The organism is Rhodococcus sp. O3 (assembly GCF_048897285.1).
In the GTDB taxonomy this organism is placed as follows: Bacteria; Actinomycetota; Actinomycetes; order Mycobacteriales; family Mycobacteriaceae; genus Rhodococcus.
Genome location: NZ_JBMBTE010000098.1, coordinates 1 through 18713, shown reverse-complemented (window position 1 = coordinate 18713; position 18713 = coordinate 1). Strand labels below are relative to the sequence as shown.

Genomic DNA, 18713 nt, shown 5'->3' with positions numbered 1-18713 from the left:
GCGACGAACGCCCGTTCCAGTGCCGCGGCACCGAGCAGGCGGTGCTCGGGCGGGGCCACGATGGCGGCGGCCGCGTCGTGGGTGTGCAGCGCGGCGAAGTCGGGTTCGGTACGGGCGGTGCCCAGCAGCGCCGCCGAGGTCAGGGTGTCCAGTCCGTGCGTGCTCACAGGGCGACCGCCTCCTGGCCCGGCTCGAACACCGAGGCCGGCGTCACGGCGCGCCCGTCCCACTCGCCGCACACCGTCACCGGGTGGCCGCCGGACACTGCGAGCAGGCGCCAGCGGCTGTCGAGATCACCGGTCAGTGGCAGGGCGCGGTCGGCCCGGTCGACGAGCCACCACCGGTCGTCGATGCGGGTGGGTGTCACGGCGGTGAGCAGCACCGGCCACGAGCGGATCCACGGATCGGCGCCGAGCGCGCCGGCGTAGTCGCTGAGCGCGGTGTCGAAATCCGTCGCCCGCAGCGTCGTGAACGATTCCGGTGCCGCGTGCCGGGTGCCGATCACCGCGCGCAACGGCGCGGCCCCGGGATAGAAGTGCAGGTCGGCGTCGACGAGGGTGCCAGGCACGGGCGCCTCGGCGTCGAATCGTGTTGTGCCGTGCGAGAAATCGAGCACCACTGCCCATCGTCCGGTGTCCCGTCCGCGCAGCCACAGCTTGCGGGTGTAGATGCGGTTGTCCTCGGTCGTGCGGCTCGCGACCGCCTGCCAGCGGTCGCGGATCGCGGGTTCGCGGCGCACCTCGTCCGTCCTGGTGGGGAATCCGAGGTGGGTGTAGACCGATCGGACCAGGGGTTCGGGCAGTTCCGCGAGGCTCCGGAAGGCCCGGATCAGCAGGTGCAGGCGCGCGTATTCACCGAGAATCAGTGCGGGCCAGTCCTCGTGGGTCGCGACGACGGACGGCAGCGTCCGCAGCGCCCCGGCGACGCCGGGTACCTGCGCGTCGACCATGCGTCCGGCGATCTCGTCGTAGGTGGCGTAGCCGTGGTCGACGGTCCCGAGTCCGTTGCGGATGCGGTCGGTGAGCCAGCGATCGAGGTCCTCGAGTCCCGCGGCGGCACGTTCGAGGCGGCGCTGCAGCGCGGCCGGGTCGGTTTCCTTCGGGGGAGTGTCCTCGGAAGCCGTTGCCTTTTCGGTCTTTTCGTCCCGTGTGTTGATCCAGGTGGTGACGGCGTCGGGTGCGGTCCTTTCGGGGACGGACCCCGCGGACCACTGCATGAGCAGGCTCAGGGCGTGCTTGCAGGGAAACTTCCGGCTCGGGCACGAACACCGATAGGCGGGCCCGGTCAGGTCCACCGACGTCAGGTAGTTGCTCGCGCCGCTGCCGCGGCACACACCCCACAGGGCGCGGTCGCTGCGTCCGGTCTCCGTCCATTTCGACGCCAGCCCGCGAGCCGCCGTCTCCGACGAACGGTCGGGGGCGGCCGCGGCGATCTGAGCGGGGGACCAGGGTGTCGTCACGTCGGAGCAACGTACGGGAGGGGTCCGACAGGACGCCAACCGTCAGTGCGTGACGTGTTCGTCGAGCCGGCGCCGGATGCCGTCGACGAGCAGATCCAGACCGAAGTCGAACCGGACCGCCGGATCGCCGTCGAGCAGGTCGTCGTCGGAGGTCGCGGGGGTTTCGGTGGTCACGTCGGGGGAGACCGGGGACCGCGTGAGCGCGCCGAATTCGGCGAGTTGGAGGCGCGACTGCTCGTCGACGGTGTGGCCGAGTACATAGTGCAGCAGCGCGTAGCCGGCGAGTTCGGCGTGCGCGCGGGACAGCCCCGCGCGCTGTGCGACGGCGACGAAACTGTCGCGGGCGCGGGAGGTGGTCAGCCGTGACGCGTAGCTGGAGGCGACGAGTTCGGCGCCGTCGCGGTGTGCGAGGAGCGCGGCGCGGAAGCGGTGCGCGAGTTCGGCGAGGGCCTCGTCCCACGATTCGGTGCTCGGCGGGGCGTCGACGCCCTCGAGGATGCGGTCGGCCATCGCGCCCAGCAGCGTCTGCTTGTTGGGGAAATGCCAGTACAGGGCGCCCGGTTGCACGCCGAGCGATCCGGCGAGCTTGCGCATCGTCAGGTCGCCGAGCCCGTATTCGTCGAGGATCGCCATGGCGCCGTCGAGGACGTCGCCGCGTCGCAACTGCACCTGTTCGCTCCCTCTGTTTCGTGCTTGTCCCCTTTGACAGTAGTCGACCACCGCCCTAACCTGAACGCTGTTCAAGTGAACGGTGTTCAAGTTTGTTCCCGATACTCCAGGAGATCCGCCGTGACCAAGGCACTCGCCCCCACCGACATCCTCGCGGTGGCCCGCGAACAGGTGCTCGACCGCGGTGACGGTCTGCGCCGCGACCAGATCCTCGAAGTGCTGCAACTGCCCGACGAGCGGCTTGAGGACCTGCTGACCCTCGCGCACGACGTGCGCATGAAGTGGTGCGGACCCGAGGTCGAGGTCGAGGGCATCATCAGCCTCAAGACCGGCGGCTGCCCCGAGGACTGCCACTTCTGTTCGCAGTCGGGTCTGTTCGCCTCCCCGGTGCGATCCGCGTGGCTCGACATCCCGAGCCTCGTCGAGGCCGCCAAGCAGACCGCCAAGACCGGAGCCACCGAGTTCTGCATCGTCGCCGCGGTCCGTGGCCCGGACGCCCGGCTGATGGCGCAGGTCGCTGCCGGTGTCGAGGCCATCCGCAACGAGGTCGACATCCAGGTCGCGTGCTCGCTGGGCATGCTCACCCAGGAGCAGGTCGACCAGCTCGCCGCGATGGGTGTGCACCGCTACAACCACAACCTCGAGACCTCCAGCTCGTACTTCCCGAACGTCGTCACCACCCACACCTGGGAGGAGCGGTGGGAGACGTTGCGGATGGTCCGCGAAGCGGGCATGGAGGTGTGCTGCGGCGGCATCCTCGGGATGGGGGAGACGCTCGAGCAGCGCGCCGAGTTCGCCGCCGAACTCGCCGAACTCGGCCCCGACGAGGTGCCGCTGAACTTCCTCAACCCGCGCCCGGGCACCCCCTTCGGCGACCTGGACGTGCTGCCCGCGGCCGACGCGCTGCGCGCGGTCGCCGCGTTCCGGCTCGCGCTGCCCCGCACCATCCTGCGGTTCGCCGGTGGACGCGAGATCACCCTCGGCGACCTGGGTGCCAAGCAGGGCATCCTCGGCGGCATCAACGCCGTCATCGTCGGCAACTACCTCACCACCCTGGGGCGCCCGGCCGAATCCGATCTGGACCTGCTCGGCGAGTTGAAGATGCCGATCAAGGCCCTGAGCGAAAGCTTCTGACATGTTCGATCCGTTCACGGGCGCCGTGCTCGACGGCGCCGAGCCGGTCCGGCCGCGTGCCGCGCACCTCGGTCTCGAACCGCCGCGCTTCTGCGCGCAGTGCGGCCGCCGGATGATCGTCCAGATCGCCCCGGACGGATGGTGGGCGCGGTGCTCTCGCCACGGCACGATCGATTCGGCCCAGGACGAGCAGCGCTGAACCTGCAACGGCGCTGACCTGCGAAGGTGCTGAACATACGACGAGGCCCGGAGGGAAGAACCCTCCGGGCCTCGTCCTCCCGCTCAGCGCTGCTGCGGCGGAACCGGAGTGGTCGTCGTCGTGGTGGGAGCGACGGTCGTGGTGCCGGTCGTCGTCGACGTTGCCGGCGCGGTCTCCGTCGTCTCGGTCGTGGCGGTCCCGGTCTCGGTCTCGGTCGTCCCGGTCGCGGGGGTTTGGATCACCGTCTCCGGGGTCGCGGTCGGGGTGGTTGCCGCCGCATCGGTCGCGGCCGGCGCGACAGCGGTGTCGGCGACCGGTGCCGGGGCCGAGGCGGCATCCGACGTTCCCGTGGTGGTGATTCCCGCGGTGGACGGGGTGGTGCCGGCCGGGGTGGTCCCGGGCTCGGTGGTCACCGCGTCGGTGCTCGGGGTCGTCGTGGTGCTCGTCGCCGTCTCGGAGGTGGTCTCCGCGGTCACCGCGAGCGCGTCCGCGGAGGCGCTCTTCGCGGTGGACTTGGGCAGTTCACCCTTGTCGGCCTGCTCGGCCAGGTGGGTGAGCCACTGGGCGGCGTATTCGGCCGAGGTCAGCGGCTTGCCGTTCGCCGCGTCCGCGTCGCGCCAGTAGTCGAAGTGGTGTCCGCTGACCTCGCCGAGGGTCTGCTGGTAGGGATCGCTCAGCGCGACCGGGATGGTGTTCGCGTTGTCCGCGATGAAGCCGATGATCTCGTTGCGCACCTTCGCGGGCAGATACACCAGGTTCTCCGCCGCGCTGAGCTTCAGCTCCGTGTCGGCGGCGACGTCCGTCGGCTGGGTCGGCGTGTAGCCGGGATCGGACACCTTGATCAGCACGTCGAGGAAGGTCTCGTCGGTCTGCATCCAGTTGCCCTGCGCCTGGATGTCGGCGAACGCGAGCATTGCGACGCGGCCGATCGTGACCGCGAGGTCCTGACCGGTTGCCGGGGTGAGGCCTTCGTCCTGCATCCGGTCGACGTTGAGCTGCCGGCCGACGTTCGAGGCGAGCTGGAGAAGCGCGATGTTCTCCGGGGCGTCGCACGTGAAGTCGCCCTCGGAGCAGAACGAGGCGATCCTGCCGTCCAGGGCACCGAAGCCGCCGCTGGTGTCCGTCGCGATGCCGCTGCCGTCGGCGCTCGTGTTCCCGGACTGGTAGGGGCGGTCGTATCCGTCGGGATTGCGGAACGGATCCTGCGCGCCGGGGAACGGACCCTCGCCCGCGGTGCGGCCGGCGTCGGCGAGGATGACGACACCGACCACGTAGTTCGGGTCGATGATGTCGTACGAGCCGTCCTCGTTCTGTTTCTGGTTGCCGATCTCCATCGCGGCGCGGCGGGCCACGTCGGCGCCCTCGCTGTATCCGACGATCGCGAACTGCGTGTTCGGGCACTCGGCGCGGATCGCCTTCATCACGGTCTGGGCGTTGTCGACGCCCGTCTCGACCGCGTCCTCGTAGGACGCCATGTGAGCGGGATATTCGACGTAGAACGCGGCGTAGTCCTTGCCGGCGTCGCGTGGGGCGTTGACCACCGGGTCGACCCAGTGGCTGTTGTAGTCCCCGGACATCGCGGCGGGCAGCGTCGTGCCGTCGGGAGTGGTGAGCATGGCGTGCTGGCCGTTGCGCGGGCTGTCGTTCCGGCCACCGATGGCGATGCTCACCATGTCGTGGCATTCGTTGGTCATCGCGACCAGAGCGGTGTCCGTTCTGACCGGCGTGTCGGTCCCCGTCACGGCAACCGCCACCAGCGCCGCCACTCCCAACACTGCCGGGGCCGCCAAGCCCGCTGCGATCCGCCGTCGATGCGACGCCGTCTGCTCTGCCATATCCGTCCAATCCGGTTGTGGTCACCCATCGACCACCCCGCAATGGGGTGCCCCCGCGTCACAGGGCATGTCGGCCGCCCCGGCGACGGCGTTACATTTCCGAGGCTCGTGTCGTCGATCTGCGTCCGGTCCCAGGTGGTACCGGCTGCGGGCGAATGTGCGAAAACGCAGCGGCTCTGTAGCTTCGACTCGTAGGATGCTGGGTGCGCCCAGTGTTCCCTGCGGGCTACCGCCCAGTGTTCCCTGCGGGCTACCGCCCAGTGTTCCCTGCGGGCTACCGCCCAGTGTTCCCTGCGGGCTACGCAGTGTTATGGAGTCAGCCGACCCGAGCACCGTTCTCCGGGCCACCGAAAGTTATTGGCCCAGCGAGCTTTGCTGTGAGAGCCCGGACGGCTCCGGACAGTGAGATCTGGTTCATGATCGGGCAAGCGTGGCCGTTCGTCGGCGACGGCCGAGCCGGATATTCGATGCGTCTTACGATGACGCCCCTGATATCGAATCCGAAGTCTGTTTTCCGGCACGGTGCCCCCAGTCTGCAACCCGGATCTGAGCTGTCCGTGCGAGCCGTTGCTGTGCACGCGGTCGTGCGATCCCCAGGGGCCGGATGAACTGCCCGAGTGAAACGGACTCGTATCGCAGCGATTTCGGATGCGATGATCACCAGGGTCGGTGCGTGGTATCGAATCATCCACTGCGCCTGGATGTTCGATCCGGCGCGATCCACGTCAGCAGGGCGGGCGCAGGGCGGCGAATTCGTCGGTGACGCGCAGGCGTGAATCGGTGAACCGGTAGAGGGCGGCGGGGCGGCCGCCGGTGCGTCCGGGCGGGGCGGTCGTGCCGGTCGCGGTCAGCACGTTGCGGCGCTTGAGAACTCGCTGCAAGTTCGTCGCATCGACCTGGTAACCCAGCGCGGCGCAATAGATGTCGCGCAGTTCCGACATGGCGAACTCCGCGGGGGCCAGCCCGAATGCGATGTTCGTGTAGGACAGCTTCGCTGCCAGACGGGCACGGGCGTTGTCGACCATCACGCCGTGGTCGAAGGACGTCTCCGGCAGGTTCGCCACGGGGTGCCAAGCGGTGTCGTCGGGCAACTGCGGATCCGACGTGCTCGGTACCAAGCCGAGATAGGTGGACGCGATGGTGCGGGGGCCGGGGATGCGGTGCGGAGCGGAGAACACCGACAACTGCTCGAGATGGGAGACCTCGCGCACATCCACCTTCTCGGCGAGCTGGCGGCGCGCAGAGGTGGTGAGGTCCTCGTCGTCCCGCAGCTGCCCACCCGGCAACGACCAGGTTCCGGCCTCCGGATCGAGGGCCCGCTGCCAAAGCAGAACCGCCAGTTCCGGCCCGGTTGCGGGGTTCTCGGGGGTGGCCGGAAAGTGGCGAACCTGGAACACCACGATGAGCACTTCGTGATGAGTGTTACTATGTGGCATGTTTTCGATCCTAAGTCGAAAACCCCCGAATACGGAAATCCGGGCGCAGCCCGCCCCGGATTGCACGAAGGAGCCAGTCCATGACCACGATCGAGTGGGCGGGAGCCGCCGCAATCGTCGACGGCCCCGGCGGCTACGCCGGCATCGACGCGACGCCGGAGTGGGCCGAGGAGGTCCGTCGGCTGGCCCGCGAGCGCAACGCGACGCTGCTGGCGCACAACTACCAGCTGCCTGCCATCCAGGACATCGCAGATCACGTCGGTGACTCCCTCGCGCTCTCGCGCATCGCCGCCGAGGCGGAGGAGGACACCATCGTCTTCTGCGGCGTGCACTTCATGGCCGAGACCGCGAAGATCCTCAGCCCGAACAAGACCGTGCTGATCCCGGACGAGCGCGCCGGCTGCTCGCTCGCGGACTCGATCACCGCGGATCAGCTGCGCGAATGGAAGGCCGAGTACCCGGACGCCGTCGTCGTCTCGTACGTCAACACCACCGCCGAGGTCAAAGGCCTGACCGACATCTGCTGCACGTCCTCGAACGCGGTCGACGTCGTCGCCTCCATCGACCCCGACCGTGAGGTGCTGTTCCTGCCCGACCAGTTCCTCGGCGCCCACGTCAAGCGCGTCACCGGCCGCGAGAACATGCACATCTGGGCCGGTGAATGCCACGTCCACGCCGGCATCAACGGCGAGGAACTGGCCGCCCAGGCCAAGTCGCACCCGGACGCGGACCTGTTCGTCCACCCCGAGTGCGGCTGCGCCACCTCCGCCCTCTACCTGGCCGGGGAAGGCTTCGTGCCGGACGACAAGGTCAAGATCCTCTCGACCGGCGGCATGATCGACGCCGCCCGCGCGACCGGCGCCAAGCAGGTCCTCGTCGCCACCGAGGTCGGCATGCTCCACCAGCTCCGCAAGGCTGCGCCGGGCATCGACTTCCAGGCCGTCAACGACCGCGCCTCCTGCCCGTACATGAAGATGATCACCCCCGCCTCCCTGCTGCGTTGCCTGCGCGAGGGGAAGGACGAGGTGCACGTGGATCCGGCCGTCGCCGAACGTGCCCGCCTGTCCGTGCAGCGGATGATCGCCATCGGCAATCCCGGCGGCGGCGAGTGACGACGCCTCCGGGGGTCGGCGTGGGCTGGGAGGCCCACGCCGACCTGGTGGTCGTGGGCGGCGGCGTTGCGGGACTGACCGCGGCCCGCGCCGCCGCGCGGCGCGGGCTGACCGTGCTCACCCTCAGCAAGGGCGGCCCCACCGACACCTCCACCCAGTACGCGCAGGGCGGCATCGCCGTGGTCGCCCCCACCGGCGACAGCGTCGACTCGCACGTCGCCGACACCCTCGCCGCCGGTGGCGGCCTGTGCGACGAGGACGCAGTCCGCTCCATCGTCAGCGCCGGCCCGCACGCCGTCGCCGCGCTCACCGACCTCGGTGCCGTCTTCGACCGCGGCCGCGACGGGGACGTCGCCCGCACCCGCGAGGGCGGGCACTCGACCCGGCGCATCATCCACGCCGGCGGTGACGCCACCGGCATGGAGGTGCAGCGCGCGCTCAACGCCGCGAGCCTGCCCGTGCTGTTCGGGGCCGCAGCCGCGCGCATCCTCACCGATGCACGTGGCGTCACCGGGGTGCTCGTCCTCGACGAGCGCGGCCTCGGCGTCGTCCACACCCCCGCCGTGCTGCTCGCCACCGGTGGGCTGGGGCAGCTGTATGCGTGCAGCACCAATCCTCCCGGCGCCACAGCCGACGGCATCGCATTGGCGCTGCATGCCGGCGCCGCGGTCGCGGACGTCGAATTCGTGCAGTTCCACCCGACCGTGCTGTACGCGCGGGGCGGCGAGGGCCGCCGCCCGCTCATCAGCGAGGCGGTCCGCGGCGAGGGCGCACGCCTCGTCGATTCCCACGGCGCCTCGATCACCGCGGGGGTGCACCCGCTGGGCGATCTCGCACCCCGCGACGTGGTCTCCCGTGCCATCGCCGAGCGGCTTGCCGTGCTGGGGGAGGAGCACGTGTTCCTCGACGCGCGGCACCTCGACGGCTTCGCCGAACGGTTCCCCACGATCACGGCCTCGTGCCTGGCCGTCGGTCTCGACCCGGCCGCCGACCTGATCCCGGTCGCCCCGGCCGCGCACTACTCGTGCGGTGGCGTCGTCACCGACGTGCACGGCCGCACCGGGGTTCCCGGCCTGTACGCCGCGGGGGAGGTCGCCCGCACCGGCCTGCACGGTGCGAATCGGCTGGCCTCCAACAGCCTCCTCGAAGGACTCGTGCTCGGCGAACGCGCCGGACACGCCGCCGCCGAGGAACGCGCCGGGCTGCGCGTGGAAGCGACCGACACGGCGCTGCCGGCCCTCCGACGGGCCGACCGCGCGACCCTGCAGACCCTGATGACTCGCCACGCCCCGGTCGTCCGAGACGACGCCGGGCTCGCCGCGGCCCAGGCCGGTCTCATGGACGCCGGGCACAGCCTGTGCACCGACACCACCGCGCTCGAGGACGCGGCGCTGACCGTCACCGCGGACGCGCTGCTCGTCGCGGCCCGCGCCCGAACCGAGAGCCGCGGTTGCCACACCCGCAGCGACTGCCCCGACACCGATCCGGCACAGGCTCGCAGCCTCGAGATCCGCCTGGTCGACGGCGATGTCGCCCTGACCATCCCCGACCTGACAGGAGTGCGTTAGACAATGGCCACCGAGCTGCCCGAAGGCCTCGACCGCGACGAGATCCTCACCCTGATCCGCGTCGCGCTCGACGAGGACCTGCGTTACGGCGCCGACGTCACGTCCGAAGCGACTGTGCCGGCGGACGCGGTCGCGACCGCGGCGGTGGTGCCGCGCTCGCCGGGCACGATCGCCGGCGTCGACGTGGGTCTGATGGTCCTCGACGAGGTGATCGGCGACGGCAACTACCAGGTGCTCGACCGGGTCCAGGACGGGCATCGGGTGCAGGCCGGTGAGCCGGTGCTCACCGTCGAGGCGCCGACGCGGGGCCTGCTCACCGCCGAGCGCACCATGCTGAACCTGATGTGCCACATGTCCGGCATCGCCACCGCGACCGCGCACTGGGTGGACGCGGTCGCGGGGACCGAGGCGAAGATCCGCGACAGCCGCAAGACGCTGCCCGGACTGCGCGCCCTGCAGAAGTACTCGGTGCGTGTCGGTGGCGGTGTCAACCACCGTATGGGTCTCGGCGACGAGGCCCTCATCAAGGACAACCACGTTGCCGCTGCCGGCTCGGTGGTCGCAGCGCTGCGCGCGGTGCGTGCGCACGCCCCGGGCATCCCGTGCGAGGTCGAGGTGGACAGCCTCGAACAGTTCGACGAGGTGCTCGCCGAGAAGGCCGAGCTGATCCTGCTCGACAACTTCCCGGTGTGGCAGACGCAGATCGCGGTGCAGCGCCGCAACACCCACGCGCCGCAGACCCGGCTCGAATCGTCCGGTGGGCTGACCCTCGAGGTCGCCGCGGACTATGCGCGCACCGGCGTCGACTACCTCGCGGTCGGCGCGCTCACGCACTCGGTGACGGTCCTCGACCTCGGGCTCGACATGTAGTACCCGGTCCGGACGACGACGTGCCGGTGGTCAGTCGGCGGGGAGATCACGGACGTACCTGCCGGGAGCGGGTTCGAGCGGCGGATGCCGGTCGCTGCCGAGCGCGGTGGGCGCGGTGGGCGCGGCGGTCTCCTCTCCGCTGCGGGCGAGCGTCCAGTCCGCCCAGGCCTGCCACCAGCTGCCCTGCTGTCGTTCGGCGTGCTCGAGCCAGGTGTCCGGGTCCGGACCGGGTGTGCCACCGGTCCAGTAGTGGGCCTTCGGATTGCCGGGCGGGTTGACCAGGCTGGCGATGTGGCCGGAGAAGCTGAGCACGAACTCGGTTTCGCCGCCGAGCAGTTGGGTGGTGCGGTAGCAGCTGCGCCACGCGGTCAGGTGATCGGCGATGGCACCGGAGACGAAGGTGGGCACGGTGATCGACTTCAGGTCCACCGGCGTGCCCAGCACGGTGAGGGCGCCGGGTTCGACGAGGAGATTGTCGCGGAAGATGTCGAGGAACTGGCCGTGCAGGGCGCCGGGCAGGTTGGTGCCGTCGGCGTTCCAAGCGAGGATGTCGAACGCCGGTGGGGTACGTCCCATCAGGTAGTTGTTGACGACGTAGTTGAACACCAGATCGTTCGGACGCATCCAGGTGAACGCCGAGCCCATGTCCCGGGCGCTGATCAGGCCCTTGCGGTGCGAGCGGCCCTTGGCGAACCGGACCAGGGCGGGGCGCGCGAACGCGCCGAGCAGGGCCGGGTTACCGAAGTCGAGCATCGTCACCGCGTACGCCATGCTGTGCACCCGGTCATCGCCCCGGGCGGCGAGATGGTTGAGCGCCGTGGTGGCAAGGATGCCGCCGGCGCAGAACCCGATCAGATTCACGTCGTCGCTGCCGGTGATCTCCCGCACCTCGTCGATCGCCCGGAGTATCCGGGCGGCGTAGGTGTCCATGTTCCAGTCGCCCTGCTCGGCGCCGGGATTGCGCCACGACAGCATGAAGGTCTGCAGGCCCCGGCCGACGTTGTACTCGACGAAGCTGCGTCCCGGCCGCAGGTCCAGGAAGTAGTACCGGCCGATCGGTGGCGGCACCACCAGCACCGGCCGGCTGCGCACCGTGGTCGTGGTGGGGGTGTACTGGAGCACCTCGGCGACCGCGTCGCGGGAGATCACCGCTCCCGGGGTCACCGCGAGGTCTTTGCCGACGGTGAAGGCGTCGCGCGGCACCATCGACGGCATTCCCCGGTTCTCGATCACATCGGTGACGAAATGCTTGGTGCCGCGCACCAGGCTGAGTCCGGCGGTGTCGAATGCTTCCTTCAGTGCCGCGGGGTTGGTCCACAGGTAGTTCGTCGGGGCCAGGGCCGCGGTGAGGATGTCGGCGGCGAATTTGGCCTCGGCCGCCCGGCGCGGGTCGATCGCGCTGCCCACGTCGTCGACCACGCCGTCGACGGCGCCGGTGGCCGCCAGATAGGTCTGTTCGATTCGGTGGTAGGCCGGGTGCGTATCCCATGCCGGGTCGGTGAACCGGCGATCGCCCTTGGCCGGGGCCACCGTCGACCGGCCGACGGCGATCTTCGCGAGTTCCTTGCCGAGCGCGGCGCTGTGCCGGGCCACCGTCCGTCCGTGACCGAACACGTCGGCCAGGGCGCCGAGGGCCATCCCGAGCCCAGGGGGTGCGACGTCCTCGCCACCACCGATCGATTCCTCGACGTCGTCCCTGATCACGGGTCGTGTCTGGGTCATCGCGGGTCTCCCTTCGACACCTGAATTGTCGCACCGGATAAGTGCCGTGGCGGCCGACGATATCGAATTGCATTACAAGACAGCACATTCAAGCAGTATGTATCTCGGCCCGGAGGAACCCTGTTGCGCCGTCCCGGACGACGGAATCAGCGGTGTGCGAATGGATATCGATAGAACCAGGGTGCGATCTCGGCGATACCGAACCCGCGGGACCATGAAACATCCATCACGGCAACGCAAGTCCCTGAAGTCGCGCCGTCGGTGCGGACCCTGGCTGGGGACCTGGTCCGGCACCGGTGTTAGTGTCGGTGCCGTCCACACGGGAGCCCTGTTGCAGGGGCTGAGATCGGGCTGACGCAGCCTGCGACCGTCGAACCTGTCCGGGTAATGCCGGCGAAGGAAGTAGGCACAGTTCCGATGAGCGCATCGAACACCCATGCCCTGACCCATGTCCACGACGAGGAACACGACCTCCACGTTCCCGTCACGGAAATCCGCTTGGAGAACTCCCCGGGCGGGGTCGCCAACCCGCCACTGCGGGTCTACCGCACCGAGGGCCCCGGCAGCGACCCGGAGGTCGGGCTCCAGCCGGCGCGGGCCTCCTGGATCGCTGCGCGCGGCGACGTCGAGCAGTACCCGGGTCGGCAACGGGATCTGCTCGACGACGGACGCTCGGCCGCCCGGCGTGGTGAGGCGTCCCGCGAGTGGAAAGGGCCTCGCCGTATCCCGGTGCGCGCGAAGGCAAGCCGGACGGTCACGCAGATGCACTATGCCAGGGCCGGGATCATCACCCAGGAGATGCGGTTCGTGGCAATGCGGGAGAACTGCGATGTGGAACTGGTGCGCGCCGAGCTGGCGGCGGGGAGAGCGATCATCCCGGCCAATATCAACCACCCCGAGTCCGAGCCGATGATCATCGGCAGAGCGTTCCTGGTGAAGATCAACGCCAACATCGGCAACTCGGCGGTGACCAGCTCCATCGCCGAAGAGGTCGACAAGATGCGCTGGGCCACCCGCTGGGGCGCGGACACCGTGATGGACCTGTCCACCGGCGAGGACATCCACACCACCCGGGAGTGGATCATCCGCAACTCCCCGGTGCCGATCGGCACGGTGCCGATCTATCAGGCCCTGGAGAAGGTCGACGGGCAGGCGGAGGCATTGACCTGGGAGATTTTCCGCGACACCGTGATCGAGCAGTGCGAACAGGGCGTGGACTACATGACCGTCCATGCCGGGGTGCTGCTGCGCTACGTGCCGCTGACGGCCGAGCGGGTCACCGGCATCGTCTCCCGGGGCGGGTCGATCATGGCGGGGTGGTGCCTGGCCCACCACGAGGAGAATTTCCTCTACACCCACTTCGACGAGCTCTGCGAGATCTTCGCCCGCTACGACGTCGCCTTCTCCCTCGGGGACGGGCTGCGGCCCGGGTCGATCGCCGACGCCAACGACGCCGCCCAGTTCGCCGAGCTGGACACCCTCGCCGAACTGACCGCCCGCGCCTGGGCCCACGACGTACAGGTCATGGTGGAGGGGCCCGGCCACGTCCCGTTGCACCTGGTGCGTGAGAACGTGGAGCGGCAGCAGAAGCTGTGTCACGGCGCGCCCTTCTACACCCTGGGCCCGCTCGTGACCGACATCGCTCCTGGCTACGACCACATCACCTCCGCGATCGGGGCCACCGAGATCGCCCGCCACGGCACGGCGATGCTGTGCTACGTCACTCCGAAGGAGCATCTGGGACTGCCGAACCGGAACGACGTGAAGACCGGGGTCATCACGTACAAGATCGCTGCCCACGCCGCCGACCTCGCCAAGGGACATACCGGTGCCGCCGAGCGAGACGACGCGTTGTCGAAGGCGCGTTTCGAGTTCCGGTGGCGGGACCAGTTCGCTCTGTCCCTGGATCCGGAGACCGCCGAGGAGTTCCACGACGAGACGCTGCCGGCCGAACCGGCCAAGACCGCGCACTTCTGCTCGATGTGCGGGCCCAAGTTCTGCTCCATGCGCATCTCCCAGGACATCCGGGACAGGTTCGGTGATGCCACCGAGCAGGCGGTCGTCGCCGGGATGCAGCACAAATCCGCCGAGTTCCGAGCAGCCGGCGGCACGGTCTATCTCGATACTCCCGCCGTCCCGACCCCGTGAGGTTCGCCGGCGGAACGGGCCGGCGGCAGGGCCGATCGGCGAGGACGCCGGGCATGTCCGGCGAGGTCACGCCGGTGACGACAGGTGGTACTTGCCGACCGGCCGGGCCGGGCACAGAGTGGAACGGTGACGGGCACCGACCGCGACCGTGCCGACCCGGCCGCATCGGTCGCGTTCACGCACCGCGAGATCCTCTCCATCCTCAGCGGATTGATGCTGGGGATGTTCCTGGCCGCCCTCGACCAGACCGTCGTGGCCACCGCGATCCGGACGATCGCCGACGACCTGAACGGCTATGCGCTGCAGGCGTGGGTCACCACGGCGTATCTCGTCACCGCGACGATCACGACGCCGCTGTACGGCAAGCTGTCCGACATCTACGGGCGACGTCGGCTGTACCTGACGGCGATCTCGGTGTTCCTGCTGGGTTCGCTGCTGTGCTCGTTCGCCACCTCGGTGTACATGCTCGCCGCGTTCCGTGCGGTCCAGGGCATCGGTGCCGGCGGCCTGATGTCGCTGGCGCTGGCGATCCTCGGCGACATCCTCGCGCCTCGCGAGCGGGCGAAATACCAGGCGTACTTCCTCGCCGTGTTCGGCGTCTCCAGCGTGCTCGGTCCGGTCCTCGGCGGTTTCTTCGCCGGGACCGGCAGTCTGCTCGGCATCACGGGCTGGCGGTGGGTGTTCCTGGTCAACGTCCCCGTCGGGGTGCTCGCGCTCGCGGTGGTGGCCCGCAATCTACGGCTGCCCGCGCAGCGCCGGGCGATCCGCATCGACTGGTGGGGCGCGCTGGCGCTCGTCGTCGCGGTGGTGCCGCTGCTCGTCGTCGCCGAGCAGGGCCGCGAATGGGGCTGGGGCAGCGGCCCCGCGGTGGGCTGCTACCTCGTCGGCGGTATCGGGGTGGCGGTGTTCGTCGCCGTCGAGATCGGGATGAAGGACGCGGCGCTGATCCCGATGCGGTTCTTCCGCAATCGCACGTTCGCGCTGGGTGTGCTGATCTCGCTGCTCGTCGGCACCGCGATGTTCGGAGGCATCTCGCTGCTGCCGCAGTACCTGCAGGTGGTGCGGGGATCGTCGCCGACGATCGCCGGGCTCCAGATGATTCCGATGGTGCTCGGCATCATGGTGGGCTCGGTGTTCTCGGGCCAGCTCATCGCGCACACCGGGCACTACCGGATCTATCCGGTCATCGGATCGGCGATGCTCACCGTCGGCATGTTCCTGCTGCACACGATCGCCACGGACACGGCGCTGCCGCTCGTGATGGGCTACATGGCGGTCCTCGGGTTCGGCCTGGGCAATCTCCTGCAGCCGATCACCCTCGCGTTGCAGAACGCGTTGCCACCGCAGGACATGGGGGTGTCCACCGCGGCGGCCACGTTCTTCCGGCAGATCGGCGGCACCCTCGGGGTGGCGGTGTTCCTGTCGATCCTGTTCGCCCGGGTCACTCCCGCGATCGCCGAGCGTCTGACCGCCGCGGCCGCCGATCCCGGTTTCCGGTCGGCGCTGACCGCGGCGGCGCGCGGGGGCGATCCGGCCGACGCGTCGTTCGCCCGCGGTGTGCTCGAACGGAATCCGGATGCGGTCGGATCGGTGCTCGGGGACAGTTCGATCGTGCAGCGGCTGAACCCGGTTCTCGCACGACCGCTCGCCGACGGGTTCGCCGACGCGATGGACACGGTATTCCTCGTGACCTCGGTCGTCGGCGTGGTGACGGTCGTGCTGGTGCTGCTCTGGCGGGAGGTTCCGCTGCGGCCGGATTCCGGCCTCGCGGCGGCCCGGGCTACGGACGCCGAGAACTGAAATATGCATCAGCAGTGCATCAGATCGGTCGTTCTATCGGTGGAAATCCGGGTGGTTCATCACGTAGAACTTGGAGGGCACCCGATGTGATCGTTCTCACTGCGGGTGCTTTTCCGGTGAGCTGCAGGGGGCTCACCCCGAAGTGAGCTCTCGCGTGGCGGGTAGCGGAAAGAATCCGAATGCGGTTACCGATGTCACCGACCGATTCGATGTTCCTTCTCGGCGAGTCCCGCGAGCATCCCATGCACGTCGGGGGACTGCTGCTGCTGCAGCCACCGGAGGGCGCCACCGACCAGGATATTCGAGCTCTGTTCGTCGAGGCGTTGTCCCGCGACGACGATGTGGCGCCGCTGTGGCGCCGCCGCGCGGTGCGGTCGCTGTCCACGCTCTGGCAGTGGGCGTGGGAGGAGGATCCTCGCTTCGATCTCGACCACCACGTGCGCTTCAACGCTCTGCCGCGGCCGGGCGGTATCGACGAGCTGTGGGAGCTGGTGTCGCGCCTGCACAGCACCGTCCTGGACCGGTCCCGGCCTCTGTGGGAGATCTACCTGATCGAGGGGCTGGCCGACGGCAGGTACGCGATCTACGTCAAGATCCATCACTCCCTCGCCGACGGTGTCGGTGCGATGAAACTGCTGCGGCGTGTGCTCTCCACCGATCCGTGCGAGACCGGGATGCCGGCGCCGTGGGGCACCGTGGACCGCTCGGATCCGGCGAGGTCCGCGGTCGGTACCGCCATCGACCTGCCCGGCGCGATCGTCCGTGCGGTGCGGGCGACCGTCGCGGAGGCCGTCGGGCTCGTGCCGGCACTGGTGGGGACCGTCGATCGGGCGCTGCACGACCGCGGTGGGTCGATGTCGCTGTCCGCGCCGAACAGCATGTTCAACGTGCCCATCGCGGGGGCACGCCGGTTCGCGGCCCGTTCGTGGCCGCTCGAACGCGTGCAGATGGTCGCGAAGGCCGCCGGTGCCACCGTCAACGACGTCGTGCTCGCGATGTCGGCGGGCGCGCTGCGCACGTTCATGCTCGAACACGATGCCCTGCCCGACGATCCGCTCATCGCGATGGTGCCCGTGTCGCTGCGCAAGGACAAGGATCCTGGCGGCAACGACATCGGCGTCCTCATGTGCAATCTCGCGACCCACCTCGCCGACCCGCAGGCCCGGCTGGACGCCGTCCGGGACTCGATGGCCGAGGGCAAGCAGTCGATGGAAGGGATGTCGACGGTGTCGCGGCTCGCGGCGAGTGCCCTGGGCATCGCGCCGCTCGCGGTGGGGGTGCTCACCGGCAACCGGGCGTTGCCGCGGCCACCGTTCAACGTGATCGTCTCGAACGTGCCCGGTCCCACGGACCCGCTGTACTGGAACGGTTGCCGCGTCGACGCCCTGTATCCGCTGTCGGTTCCGGTCGACGGGCAGGCGCTGAACATCACGTGCACGAGCACCGACGGCGAGATCGCGTTCGGTCTCACCTCGTGCGGGCGCAGCATCCGGCAGTTGGATCCGCTGCTCGATCATCTCGGCGCGGAACTCGAGGCGCTCGAGGCCGCCTACGAGGTGGGCGCGCCGGCGTAGGCGGTGGTCGTCAGCCGTGGTCGATGTACGACTCGAGCTGGTCGCGCTCGGCCTGCAGTTCGTCGATGCGGCTCTTGACGACGTCGCCGATGCTGACGATGCCCGCGAGTTGCCCGTCCACGAGCACGGGCAGGTGCCGGATCCGCCGCTCGGTCATGGTCTCGGCGAGACTGTCGACGCTGTCGCTCGGAAGGCACGTGTACATCGCCGTGGTCATCACGTCGGAGACGCGTGCGTCGAGGACGCCGGGGCCGTGCACGTGGATCAACCGCACCACGTCGCGTTCGGTGACGATGCCGATCGGGGCGGTGTCCTCGAGGACGATCAGGGCGCCCAGATTGCGGGTAGCCAGGACTTCGACGACCTCCCCGACGGTCGCGGTCGGGGGCACGGTCACGACGGCCCGGCCCTTGTTGCGCAGCACATCCGCGATTCGCATCCGGATCTCCGATCCATCCGCTCGTCCGTTACCCGCCCGCGTCCAGCACCGGCAGACATCGAGCGTATGCCAGGGTCGCGACCCGTCCCGTCGTCTTTACCGACTCGTGACCGATGCGCGGCTGCCTGCGCCGGTTTCGGCTTCGCTAGGCTCCTCGCCGTGACTCGATTCGATGCCGATGTCGTCGCTGCCGTGACCGGACACATGAACGACGACCATGCCGACGACAACCTGCTGATCGTCCGTGCCTTCGCGGAGCCCACCGCCACGGCCGCACGCATGATCGGTCTCGACGCCGAGGCCGGCCAGTGGCAGCTGACCACCGCCGACGGGGAGCGGATCGTGCGGGTGCCGTGGCTCGAACCGGCCACCGACCGGGCGGCGATCCGTGGTGCGGTGGTGGCGCTCTACCACGCGGCCTGCGAACGACTCGGCGTCGCGCCCGCCGAGCACTGACTCGAACGCCCCGAGCGCGGGCGGGCGGTACTCCCCGACCGCGGGCGGTCAATATTCTTTCGGCGTGCGGTCCGCGAGATCCTGGAGGTGCGCTTCCTCGGTGACTTCGTGGCTGCCGCTGCCCCAGCCGACGTGCGACTCGGCGCGCATCCGATCCGACATGTGCGGGTAGTGCAGCTCGAACGCCGGACGTTCCGACCGGATGCGCGGCAGCTCGGTGAAGTTGTGCCGCGGCGGCGGGCACGAGGTGGCCCACTCGAGCGAGTTGCCATAGCCCCACGGGTCGTCGACT

General features: G+C 69.5%; 15 protein-coding genes, 1 pseudogene and 1 riboswitch. Of the genes and pseudogenes, 9 read left to right on the top strand and 7 right to left on the bottom strand.

Annotated elements, in window-relative coordinates:
- Positions 1-163: 163 nt before the first annotated feature.
- Entirely contained in the window at positions 164-1459 is a 1296-nt protein-coding gene (locus tag ACN675_RS21810; RefSeq protein WP_420752829.1) for an SWIM zinc finger family protein, read from the bottom strand.
- Positions 1460-1501: 42 nt separating this feature from the next.
- A complete protein-coding gene (locus tag ACN675_RS21805) occupies positions 1502-2128 on the bottom strand; it encodes a TetR/AcrR family transcriptional regulator C-terminal domain-containing protein (RefSeq protein WP_248674882.1) in 627 nt (208 codons plus the stop codon).
- A gap of 120 nt (positions 2129-2248) precedes the next feature.
- Between ACN675_RS21805 and bioB the strand changes: the two genes are divergently transcribed.
- Both bioB and ACN675_RS21795 read left to right on the top strand, forming a co-directional pair.
- Complete coding sequence (bioB, locus tag ACN675_RS21800; RefSeq protein WP_197256709.1) at positions 2249-3262, top strand: biotin synthase BioB; 1014 nt, start codon at positions 2249-2251, stop codon at positions 3260-3262.
- 1 nt (position 3263) lies between these two features.
- Positions 3264-3461: a hypothetical protein gene (locus tag ACN675_RS21795; protein ID WP_420752828.1), complete on the top strand. Its 198-nt coding sequence runs from the start codon at positions 3264-3266 to the stop codon at positions 3459-3461.
- An 83-nt stretch (positions 3462-3544) separates the two neighbouring features.
- Here the strand turns inward: ACN675_RS21795 and ACN675_RS21790 are convergent, their stop codons facing one another.
- Together ACN675_RS21790 and ACN675_RS21785 are read right to left on the bottom strand one after the other, a co-directional pair.
- On the bottom strand, positions 3545-5296 hold the full coding sequence (locus ACN675_RS21790) for a cutinase family protein (RefSeq protein WP_420752827.1): 1752 nt from the start codon (positions 5294-5296) through the stop codon (positions 3545-3547).
- Between the two features lie 725 nt (positions 5297-6021).
- Positions 6022-6732 carry an NUDIX hydrolase gene (locus ACN675_RS21785; protein WP_420752826.1) on the bottom strand — a complete coding sequence of 237 codons (711 nt, stop codon included), beginning with the start codon at positions 6730-6732 and terminating at the stop codon, positions 6022-6024.
- A gap of 80 nt (positions 6733-6812) precedes the next feature.
- On the opposite strand from ACN675_RS21785, the gene nadA reads away from it, so the two are divergent.
- Genes nadA through nadC form a run of 3 tightly spaced genes read left to right on the top strand, consistent with a single transcriptional unit; the run spans position 6813 to position 10282 of the window.
- Positions 6813-7844 carry a quinolinate synthase NadA gene (gene nadA, locus ACN675_RS21780; RefSeq protein ID WP_197255389.1) on the top strand — a complete coding sequence of 344 codons (1032 nt, stop codon included), beginning with the start codon at positions 6813-6815 and terminating at the stop codon, positions 7842-7844.
- Entirely contained in the window at positions 7841-9412 is a 1572-nt protein-coding gene (locus tag ACN675_RS21775) for an L-aspartate oxidase (protein WP_420752825.1), read from the top strand. The genes nadA and ACN675_RS21775 overlap by 4 nt, the downstream gene beginning before the upstream one ends.
- A 3-nt stretch (positions 9413-9415) precedes the next feature.
- The gene (gene nadC, locus ACN675_RS21770) at positions 9416-10282 is read left to right on the top strand and encodes a carboxylating nicotinate-nucleotide diphosphorylase (protein ID WP_197255387.1); all 867 of its coding nucleotides are present in this window, start codon (positions 9416-9418) and stop codon (positions 10280-10282) included.
- 30 nt (positions 10283-10312) lie between these two features.
- Here nadC and ACN675_RS21765 read toward each other — a convergent pair whose 3' ends face one another.
- Positions 10313-12004, bottom strand: coding sequence for a PHA/PHB synthase family protein (locus ACN675_RS21765; RefSeq protein WP_420752824.1), 1692 nt, complete (start codon positions 12002-12004; stop codon positions 10313-10315).
- A gap of 309 nt (positions 12005-12313) precedes the next feature.
- Positions 12314-12423, top strand: a riboswitch (TPP riboswitch).
- Between ACN675_RS21765 and thiC the strand changes: the two genes are divergently transcribed.
- The 3 genes from thiC (at position 12422) to ACN675_RS21750 (ending at position 17526) form a co-directional block, all read left to right on the top strand.
- Entirely contained in the window at positions 12422-14152 is a 1731-nt protein-coding gene (gene thiC / locus ACN675_RS21760; protein ID WP_420752823.1) for a phosphomethylpyrimidine synthase ThiC, read from the top strand. It overlaps the preceding riboswitch by 2 nt.
- 213 nt (positions 14153-14365) lie before the next feature.
- Positions 14366-15952 (top strand): MDR family MFS transporter, encoded by a 1587-nt coding sequence (locus ACN675_RS21755; protein ID WP_420752830.1) that lies wholly within the window; start codon positions 14366-14368, stop codon positions 15950-15952.
- Between the two features lie 179 nt (positions 15953-16131).
- Complete coding sequence (locus tag ACN675_RS21750) at positions 16132-17526, top strand: WS/DGAT/MGAT family O-acyltransferase (protein ID WP_420752822.1); 1395 nt, start codon at positions 16132-16134, stop codon at positions 17524-17526.
- 10 nt (positions 17527-17536) lie between these two features.
- Here ACN675_RS21750 and ACN675_RS21745 read toward each other — a convergent pair whose 3' ends face one another.
- Positions 17537-17965 (bottom strand): CBS domain-containing protein, encoded by a 429-nt coding sequence (locus ACN675_RS21745; protein WP_420752821.1) that lies wholly within the window; start codon positions 17963-17965, stop codon positions 17537-17539.
- A 159-nt stretch (positions 17966-18124) separates the two neighbouring features.
- On the opposite strand from ACN675_RS21745, the gene ACN675_RS21740 reads away from it, so the two are divergent.
- Positions 18125-18421, top strand: a complete 297-nt coding sequence (locus tag ACN675_RS21740; RefSeq protein ID WP_420752820.1) for a DUF2470 domain-containing protein — start codon at positions 18125-18127, stop codon at positions 18419-18421.
- 48 nt (positions 18422-18469) lie between these two features.
- Here ACN675_RS21740 and ACN675_RS21735 read toward each other — a convergent pair.
- A pseudogene (locus ACN675_RS21735) lies at positions 18470-18713 on the bottom strand (cytochrome ubiquinol oxidase subunit I); the annotation flags it as partial.